This window comes from Spirosoma sp. 209, from assembly GCF_002006735.1.
Classification (GTDB): Bacteria; Bacteroidota; Bacteroidia; order Cytophagales; family Spirosomataceae; genus Spirosoma; species Spirosoma sordidisoli.
Window position 1 is genome coordinate 1 of record NZ_MVEC01000039.1, and the last position, 2,644, is coordinate 2,644.

Consider the following 2,644-nt stretch of genomic DNA (forward strand, 5'->3'; position numbering starts at 1 on the left):
TGTAACAGCTGATTTTCCCGGGTCAGCACCCGGCGCAGGTAAGCACTCGTTACGGCCCCCACCACCACGACCGCCGTAAACGAGACGATGGTATCCGGCGCGTAGTAGTAGAAGTTTGTGCTGGCGCCCCACAGTATCGTCGTTGCCGCTGCCGCCAGGAGCAGTACGGCCGCTATGTGAACAAACAGACCCGACGACTGGGGGGTCTTCAGCGCGGGCAGCACGTACCGGTAGATATAGGCCTGCAGGAAAAGAATCGCCAGCACGAGGCCCAGCATCAGCAGCCCATCACGAAGCCCGGCGCGCCACAAGACCGGCGGCAGGCTTCCCGTCAGCGCGAACGATGTTGCCAGCACGCTCACCCCCATCAACAGCAAAAAACTCACGATCCTGAAATGGCCTTCGGACTCGCCGGCAATCCGGCGCGCCAGAAAGGTGTAGTAGCCAAAGGCGGCTTCGTAGGCGGTCAGTACAATGCCGACCCCGATGGCATCGGCCAGCACCAGCCGTTTGCGGTATAGCGAATAAACAGCCAGTCCGATTACACGACCACTTTCGTCGTGCTGATAACGTACGTAGAGCCGCATGTACTGGTAAATAAAGACAGCTGCCAGGATCAACACGCCCGCTACGACCGCATAAAGCCAGGCGCCCGGATCATCGGGCTGGCGCTGGAGGGCGGGTGCTGCCAGATGATGAAAAACATACCAGGCACCCAGCAACAGGCAAGCCCCCGCTATGAGCGGAACATTGGTGTGCAGGGTATGGTCATACGAGCCCAGATGCCGCCAGAACGTAGCGGCCGCCACCCCATTGTCAGCAGCCGATCCAACCATACCATCGATCCGGTCGACCTCTTCGAGGAGCCGCCTGACTACGTAAAGGACCGTAACACTCACTACAAATAGTAGCTCATACCGCCGAATACCCCGTCCATCCCGCATTGCTTTATTCGATTTTTGATCAAAGCTAAGCGGGTCCGGGCGACGCCGGGAAGAAATGGGACAGACCCACCCAAAAATGGGGTGAACCTGGTGTCTGACCATGTCTTCCCCCCGTTCGTCATCTTCTGCGGCACGCCCGACCCGGCTCCCACGGCTTTGGGCTGCTGCGCAGGCGGGCTGCCAGGGCATTAACCCGGGTGAAAGCTGCCGGTAAAAATCCCGTTTATGACGACCCGGAATAAGTAGAAAGCCGGCCGATGTTCGATTTTGTCACTAAACTCTTTTTCTGTGAAACACCGACTTCCCTCCCTGTTCTTTTGTCTCTTTCTCGCAGCTACCGCGCTGGCTCAGTCCGTACCGTCGAAGACCTACACCTACCTGATTTTCCATAAGCTGGCACCGGGCAAAACCATTCAGGATGCCCTGCCGGTCGAACGCGAATGGAAAGCCGTTAACCAGGCTGCCGTCGACGAGGGGAAACTCATCGGCTGGCACATGATGGTGAAGCAGTTCAGCTCAAACCCGAACCCCAGCGAGTACGATTACGTCACCTGCATTGTTTCGCCCAACATGGGTATCAACGGGGCGTCGGCCGCTGCAATGGCCAAAATCTACGGCGACAGTGTACAGGTACGCATGGCCGACCTCAACCGGCGCGACCGGCTGACGGCTCCGGTGGTGAAGATCGAAATCTGGGAAAACACCGACGCTCTGTTCGGCCCTGATTTCGGCCCCGGCAAAACCTCGACGGTGGTTGTCGACTTCCTCAAGCTCCGCGATCCGCTGGCCGACGGAACGGGGGCGGTAGCGTCGCTGAAGCAGGCGGGTGCTGCGCAGATCAGTCAGAAACGGCTCGGTGGCTGGGCGTTTTCGACGCTGATGGTCCCCAACGGCAGTGAGAAAGGATACGGCTTCGCCATGGCCCGCCCCATGACCAGCCTGAACGTCCTGGCCGAACCCGCCGACCCTAAGCTGGCAGCCGCCCAGAAGCAGCTGACCCGCACGTTCGAGGTTGTCCGGCAGGAAGTGTTCCGGTTCGAGCAATACACCGTCCGCCCGGGCAAATAGAATGACGGAAGATGGGCGTGACCTGGGTTGTGGGTGGGGTGTGCCTGGCTACCGACGCGTTTGCTACCGACGCTACGCTGTTACGTCCCTACGGGACGATGGGTGGGGTGGGGTGCTGGCATGCTACCGACGCTGCGCTGTTGTGTCCCTACGGGACGGTGGGTGGGGGTGGCTACCTGGCTACCGACGCTAGCGGGGCTAGCTGTTACGTCCCTACGGGACAAGGAGTTAGCGAACGCTCGTTGTCAGTGACGCTGCGCTGATATTTACTTACGGGACAAAGAGTTATCTACGATGTGATACTATTAACCTCTGTGGAATATCGCACCGCCCCCCACCCACCGTCCCATAGGGACGTAACAGCTAGCGTCGGTAGCAAACGCGTCGCCTATGTGTCTCCTAACCCATCGTCCCGTAGGGACACAACAGCGCAGCGTCGGTAGCCGGGGTAGCACAGGCACACCCCACCCACCGTCCCGTAGGGACGTAACAGCGTAGCGTCGGTAGCCGGGGTAGCACAGGCACACCCCGCCCCACCGTCCCGTAGGGACGTAACAGCTAGCGTCGGTAGCAAACGCATCGGTCGCGTATTGGTCGTAATCACGCGGTACCCCACCCCACCCCCACCCATC

Annotated in this window: 3 protein-coding genes and 1 pseudogene; 2 read left to right on the plus strand and 2 right to left on the minus strand. The window is 59.9% G+C overall.

The window, feature by feature from the left end:
* A pseudogene (locus B1C80_RS27975) lies at positions 1-944 on the minus strand (sensor protein lytS); the annotation flags it as partial.
* 288 nt (positions 945-1,232) lie between these two features.
* Here B1C80_RS27975 and B1C80_RS27980 point away from each other — a divergent pair.
* Complete coding sequence (locus B1C80_RS27980) at positions 1,233-2,012, plus strand: hypothetical protein (protein ID WP_139361767.1); 780 nt, start codon at positions 1,233-1,235, stop codon at positions 2,010-2,012.
* Between the two features lie 11 nt (positions 2,013-2,023).
* On the plus strand, positions 2,024-2,275 hold the full coding sequence (locus tag B1C80_RS28265) for a hypothetical protein (protein WP_139361768.1): 252 nt from the start codon (positions 2,024-2,026) through the stop codon (positions 2,273-2,275).
* A gap of 125 nt (positions 2,276-2,400) precedes the next feature.
* Here the strand turns inward: B1C80_RS28265 and B1C80_RS28840 are convergent.
* Positions 2,401-2,644: hypothetical protein (locus B1C80_RS28840; protein WP_236648958.1), on the minus strand; the 244-nt coding region annotated here is incomplete at its 5' end.